This window comes from Daejeonella sp. (assembly GCF_049655485.1).
GTDB lineage: Bacteria > Bacteroidota > Bacteroidia > Sphingobacteriales > Sphingobacteriaceae > Daejeonella.
In genome coordinates, this window is record NZ_JBASJU010000410.1 from 1 (window position 1) to 5,814 (window position 5,814).

The window sequence follows — 5,814 nt, forward strand, 5'->3', positions numbered from 1 at the left end:
GCAATAAGATCGTTTCCCGCATCAATCACCCCTTTGTCCAGAACGAAAAGTATCTTCCGCGGAATCTTAGGCGAGCCGGTTCCCTCAAGAAACTCACTAAAAAGCTTATTGGAAACATCAAAAAGCCCTGAGGTAAAATGGACTTTGTATTCGAATTTTATATTGAAGGACTGTTGAAGGTGTTCCATATTGAGCTTTGATCAGAGCCGAACAATCAGGTGATCTTATAAAATTAAATTAATGTTACTAAGTAACGGCAAAACGTTTGCTCAGCCAAATTGAAATAGGTAAAAGACTCGCGATGGCGATAGCAGCGTAGAGGGATCCAAAAGCTGCTGCCCAGGCTGCATCCATTAAGATCAATGCAATGACCCCTGCTTTCACCGCTTTGCCGATATTCTTACCAATGGGTTCTTCGATAGCTGCAATCAAAGGCAAAAGAATCATATATGCAAATGGCAGAAGAAAAAGCAATGTTAGAAGCAGATTATCGGTAACCCGCGCAACTGTTAAAATGAAAGAAGCTACAACAAGATATAAAAAGCCGCCGATGTAAAGGTTGCTGATCTTACCTCCATGGACTTCCCCCTGGCTGATCATCGTAATCGAATAGATATAAATCAGCGGTACCAAACCCAGGATCTGCCATTGGTTAAAACTATAGGAAAGGATGCTTAATCCAAGCCATAGGTTCAAACCACGGCATATTCCCATGTTTAAGGGGCCAATAAAAGAATGATGTTTACTGAATTTATTATAGAGGAGAGCAGCTGCGGCGATGGCAACGGCAATCATTCCTGACAGTAAACCAACCAGGAAAGCGGCTACAATACCGATCACCAGAAGAATGCAGCCCAATATCACGGCTTCCCTCATGCCAACTGCTCCGCTTGGAATCGCTCGTTCCGGACGCTCAATTTTATCCAGATCGGCATCAAATATGTCGTTGAAAACTATCCCACCAGCATATAAGCCTGCGGTCGACAAACATAAGAGCAATACAGAGGCGTAATCTGTATTTCCGTTTAAGAAATAACCAGAGATTGCGATCCCGGCAAGCACATCCGCTATTGAGGTTACTACATTCGCTGGCCGCATTAAACGCAGGTAAGTATGAATTTTGCCCACCTTAGCTTATAATGATGGATGATTTGTCGGTTCGCGGCTGTTGCCCGCCACGCAAAACGGTATTGCCTTCAAAACGCTGGCTCTGATCAACCGATCCTGGGCTGGTAAAATCATGTTCATCAATTTGTCCGCTCTGTGCAAAAGCTGTTATGGCATTGGAGTACGTGATCAATTTTATTGCTTCATCGCTAATTCCTTTAATCTTCATCAGCGCGGCAGTTTTAGGTACAGCAAGCGGATCGCTAATTCCCCAGTCGGCGGCCGAATTGATCATGATCCGTTCCGGCCCATATTGTTTAGCAACCTCAACCATGCGCTCATTTCCCATTTTCGTAAAGGGATATATGGTAAATGCAGCCCAAAAACCCCTATCCAGGACTTCCTTAACCGTTTCTTCATTATTATGATCCACTATCACTTTGTAGGGATCCAGGCCATGCTCCAGAGCAATATCCATACTCCGCTGCGTACCCCTCTTTTTATCACGATGCGGTGTGTGGATTTGTACGGGAAGGCCAGATTCCTTTGCCAGTTCCAGCTGGGCCCTGTAATACTTTTCCTCTGCAGCTGTTTGATCATCGAAACCAATTTCTCCTATTCCAACAACCCCTTCCTTATAGATAAATAAAGGAAGCAAATCCATTACTTCTTCCGCGAGTTTTTCATTATTAGCTTCCCGCGAATTAAGCCCGATAGTGCAATAATGTTTAATACCAAACTGGGAAGAACGGAACCGCTCCCAACCGATAAGGCTGCTATAATAGTCCCGGAAACTATCTATGCCCGTGCGCGGCTGGCCCAGCCAGAACGCCGGCTCAATCAGAGCAACAATCCCGGCATCGGCCATAGCCTGATAATCATCCGTAGTCCGTGAAGTCATGTGAACATGCGGATCAAAAAACTTCATCCCTTTAATTATGTCAAGGTCCAATTTTTCAGTCTCCCCTGTTATCGGTTTTCTATCTTCAAATGAATGAGTGCAGCACATGGTGTGTGATATTTTTATTGTAAATTATTATAATCTTTCTCGTCTCCCTTACTTCATACCTCAGACTTCATACCCCGGACCTCAGACCTCCTACCTCAGACCTCAGTCCTCCTACCTCATATCCTATCCCAGGTCAATTCCTTTTTCTCAATGGACGCCACTAAATCACTGTGGTTCTCTAAAAGTTGCTTAGCTGGAGCTGAATCCGAATTGTAGATAGTCAGGACGGCAGCCTGTTTCTCCTGCATATCACCTTCCTTCAATACCCTTTCCAAATCCTTCTTAAGACGCGAGTCTATAAACTTTGCAGTGGATCTCCATAAGAATGGATTGACGCTTCGGCCTGCAGCCCAGCGTTCGTGTGCATAGTCTGAAAGTATAAGAGCGAGTTCGGCATTTGCCCGATCGTCAAAACCATAAATCCGCTTGATATCCTTATCTGTAAAGAATGCCTTCATGACCAATTGGTTCCAGGCTTTTTCATCAAGATGTGCTGCCGGATATGGGTTCTCATACATTATCGCTTCCAGTGCAATTCCGATATTACTCCGGATACCTTCAGCGCATCGCATTTTCCAAATTTCGGGATAAGCTAACACCGGAAGCGAAGAGTAAAGTGCAGCTAATTCCGCCATTTCTGCTGCAAGAAAGAGATTTTCAATGACTTTGAAATACTTATCCTTGTCGGCGGTATCGAGACTCATCAAAAAACAAACACGGCCTAGCCTGTCAGCTGTCCAGCCTTTTACAGTCCACCCTGGTTTAATTTCCATGATGTTCTGCTCATCGCTTAGGCTGATATGGATAATCTCCTTGCCGGTCTTTCTCGGCATCACGCTAAAGGCAGTGTTGATAGCTTTTATGTCTGCCAAACCGAGTTTTTCCTGAAGCCATTGGAAAGCCTCTGATGATATATTTGAACGGGTAATCCCCAGAATTACAGTTCGTAATCTTTCTGCATCGTAATCAAACATGTCTGGCTATTAAATTATCCTTTTAAGGGTTAATTAATGCGAAAATTAGCAAAAACAATTCACATTGAGAAGGATTTGAGATATCTGGAGACCCTTTAAACCCCTACTCCAGCAAAATAATTAATCACCAAAGCCGCGGTTATAATCAGCAGCCCAAAAAACTCCCTTGTCTTTTCAATATAAGGCTTTGTAGCCTGCATGCTTTCGGTAATACTCGGCTGTTTATATTTCACCACCCAATCCAGTACGCCATCCTTAGAAAAAAACAGGATAACAGCATAAATCAAATAGAACGCACTCAGCGAAAGATAGGCCACCGGATAGAATAAGCCATATGCTGCCAATCCACAGCAAATCGCCGCCGCCAGATAAATAGGTATCCAGAGCCAGGAATCGTTATCGTTCAAATTGAACCAGGCGAAAAGAAGGAATGAAAGACAGAAGATGATATTTAGGATGATTAGGAACATAAACCGTGTAATTGACGTAAATATAACAGAAAAAGACACAACAAAAAAAGCCACCCCTGAAGGCAGCTTTCCTTATTATATATAACTAAAACCTATTCTACTTCCTGAGCAGCAGCTTCGTTTACAAAACCTTCTGCGATTACAGTCAGACCAACGTCTGTAGTTTTCTCTTCTTCAAGAGTTGCTTCCAAAAGCTCAGCTGCGTCATTTAAACCAAGGGTCATTGCCAGAACACGAAGAGTTCCATAAGTAGCAATCTCGTAATGTTCTACCTTTTGCGCTGCAGAGATAATTCCGGCATCGCGCGTCATCGTACCTTCTTCAGTGTCTTCTAAAATACCCTGACCTTCTTCAATAAGTCCGGCCATAGCATCACATTTTTTCGCTTGTGGCTTAATACCCAAAACTCCGAATACTTGTTCCAGGCGCTCAATGTGCACTTCAGTTTCACCTATGTGTTTTTCTATAGCAGTAGTTAACTCTTCTGAAGTTGCACCCTTAGCCATTTTCGGCAAGGCTTTAACAAGATGCTTCTCTGCCCAGTATATATCTTTTACTTCATCGGTGAATAATTTCAATAAAGCCGACTTGTCTTTTTCTTTGTCAGCAGTTGACCTAGTTTTGCTTTGCTGTTTCATAGTTATTTGTTTTGATTTGTAAAAGTCTAACATCATGCTTTTCGAAAGGTTTAGCAGAACTTAAATTCCCGTATAAATAACATAGAGCACGTATTTATCGCTAAATTTAAATGAGCAATTTTCGGGTTTCAAAGAATTAGACAAGCCCATACCTTTGTTTTATATCAAAAATAAATGGCCACACCCGAACAGATCAACTATACCAGAATCGCTGAAGCGATTGTTTATATCCGGGAAAATTTCAGGAGCCAACCCAGTCTGGATGAAATCGCGGAAAAGGTAAATTTAAGTCCTTTCCATTTCCAGAGAATGTTCACCGAATGGGCAGGTGTGAGCCCCAAGAAATTCCTTCAGTATATCAGTATCGAGTATGCGAAGAACTTGCTAAACGACAAACAGGCATCATTGTTCGATGCAGCCTATGAAGCCGGACTATCCGGTACGGGCAGGCTTCACGATCTTTTTATCCAGATCGAGGGTATGACGCCCGGCGAGTATAAGAATGGCGGCGCAGAACTTGATATCAATTACAGCTATGCCGAAAGCCCTTTTGGGGATTTATTAATTGCATCGACATCAAAAGGGATTTGTCATATGTCCTTTTCAGAAAATGAAATACTTTCTTTGGATGATTTAAAACACCGCTTTCCAAATGCTGGATTCAGGCCTTTACGGGATGGCATACAACAAAATGCCCTTGGTATCTTTCAAAATGACTGGACGAATTTAAGCCAGGTCAAATTACATCTGAAAGGAACTGCATTTCAAATTAAAGTCTGGGAAACTCTTTTAAAAATCCCGATGGGTAAACTGACGAGTTATGGAAACATCGCAGATAAAATCACTCGCCCCAAGGCTTCCCGAGCTGTGGGTACCGCAATCGGGAATAATCCGGTGGCTTTTTTAATTCCCTGTCATCGCGTGATTAAGTCCGGTGGCGCCCCCGGAGGATACATGTGGGGACTTACACGTAAAAGCGCGATAATTGCTTGGGAGGCCGCGCACGTAAATTCGGACACCTAAAAACTTTCTACCTGTTTTCATGGTATACTTTCTAAACATTACCTATGAAACCATCATGAGCATACCGCTCACAAACCGAGATGAATATGCTCATGATAGCTTCATCACCTATAAAAAACAAATTATATACTGATGAAAACTACAGAGAATAAATCGATTGAGAGGGATGGAGAGAACCTAAGCCCCTGGCAGGTCAATGTGGAAAGTGAGCAAGCCAGTATCGCAACCGAAAATGAAAAAATATACGATTGCATCATTATTGGAGCAGGTATCACCGGCATAACTGCTGGCCTGATCCTTCGAAAGGCAGGGAAAGAAATCCTGATTGTCGATGCTCACAATTCAGGCTATGGCACTACCGGAGGTACCAGCGCTCATATCAACACCTTTGCAGATACTACCTATGCAGAAGCAGAAAATGCCTTTGGCCAAGAAGGGGCTGAGCTATTTGCAGGGGCGATAAATTCGGGATTCGGTTTGATCCGTAAGAACATAGAATCCTATAATATCGACTGCGATTTTGAGGTAAAACCAGGTTATGTGTATGCGGAGGACGAAGATCAGGTAAAACAGCTTGAAGACCTTTATGAGGG

7 protein-coding genes and 1 pseudogene are annotated in these 5,814 nt (G+C 43.0%); 2 read left to right on the plus strand and 6 right to left on the minus strand.

Translation table 11 applies throughout. The annotated features are described in order from the left end of the window. From aroB to WBJ10_RS16560, 6 genes and pseudogenes are all read right to left on the minus strand, one after another. A pseudogene (gene aroB / locus WBJ10_RS16535) lies at positions 1 to 188 on the minus strand (3-dehydroquinate synthase); the annotation flags it as partial. A 58-nt stretch (positions 189 to 246) separates the two neighbouring features. Continuing rightward, positions 247 to 1,128, minus strand: a complete 882-nt coding sequence (eboC, locus tag WBJ10_RS16540; RefSeq protein ID WP_424292286.1) for a UbiA-like protein EboC — start codon at positions 1,126 to 1,128, stop codon at positions 247 to 249. Position 1,129: 1 nt separating this feature from the next. After that, positions 1,130 to 2,035 (minus strand): TatD family hydrolase, encoded by a 906-nt coding sequence (locus tag WBJ10_RS16545; RefSeq protein ID WP_424292288.1) that lies wholly within the window; start codon positions 2,033 to 2,035, stop codon positions 1,130 to 1,132. Between the two features lie 197 nt (positions 2,036 to 2,232). Beyond that, positions 2,233 to 3,090, minus strand: coding sequence for an EboA domain-containing protein (locus tag WBJ10_RS16550; protein WP_424292290.1), 858 nt, complete (start codon positions 3,088 to 3,090; stop codon positions 2,233 to 2,235). A 95-nt stretch (positions 3,091 to 3,185) separates the two neighbouring features. Then, complete coding sequence (locus WBJ10_RS16555) at positions 3,186 to 3,560, minus strand: transmembrane 220 family protein (protein WP_424292292.1); 375 nt, start codon at positions 3,558 to 3,560, stop codon at positions 3,186 to 3,188. 92 nt (positions 3,561 to 3,652) lie between these two features. Continuing rightward, the gene (locus WBJ10_RS16560) at positions 3,653 to 4,198 is read right to left on the minus strand and encodes a ferritin-like domain-containing protein (protein ID WP_424292294.1); all 546 of its coding nucleotides are present in this window, start codon (positions 4,196 to 4,198) and stop codon (positions 3,653 to 3,655) included. Between the two features lie 174 nt (positions 4,199 to 4,372). On the opposite strand from WBJ10_RS16560, the gene WBJ10_RS16565 reads away from it, so the two are divergent. Both WBJ10_RS16565 and WBJ10_RS16570 read left to right on the plus strand, forming a co-directional pair. Continuing rightward, positions 4,373 to 5,221, plus strand: coding sequence for a bifunctional helix-turn-helix domain-containing protein/methylated-DNA--[protein]-cysteine S-methyltransferase (locus tag WBJ10_RS16565; RefSeq protein ID WP_424292296.1), 849 nt, complete (start codon positions 4,373 to 4,375; stop codon positions 5,219 to 5,221). A 132-nt stretch (positions 5,222 to 5,353) separates the two neighbouring features. Further along, positions 5,354 to 5,814: FAD-dependent oxidoreductase (locus WBJ10_RS16570; protein WP_424292298.1), on the plus strand; the 461-nt coding region annotated here is incomplete at its 3' end.

Excerpts from the sequence above, each read along its gene's own strand:
- WBJ10_RS16545 (WP_424292288.1), bottom strand. The coding sequence starts at position 2,035 with ATGAAGTTTTTTGATCCGCATGTTCACATGACTTCACGGACTACGGAT.
- WBJ10_RS16550 (WP_424292290.1), bottom strand. The coding sequence starts at position 3,090 with ATGTTTGATTACGATGCAGAAAGATTACGAACTGTAATTCTGGGGATT.
- WBJ10_RS16555 (WP_424292292.1), bottom strand. The coding sequence starts at position 3,560 with ATGTTCCTAATCATCCTAAATATCATCTTCTGTCTTTCATTCCTTCTT.
- WBJ10_RS16560 (WP_424292294.1), bottom strand. The coding sequence starts at position 4,198 with ATGAAACAGCAAAGCAAAACTAGGTCAACTGCTGACAAAGAAAAAGAC.
- WBJ10_RS16565 (WP_424292296.1), top strand. The coding sequence starts at position 4,373 with ATGGCCACACCCGAACAGATCAACTATACCAGAATCGCTGAAGCGATT.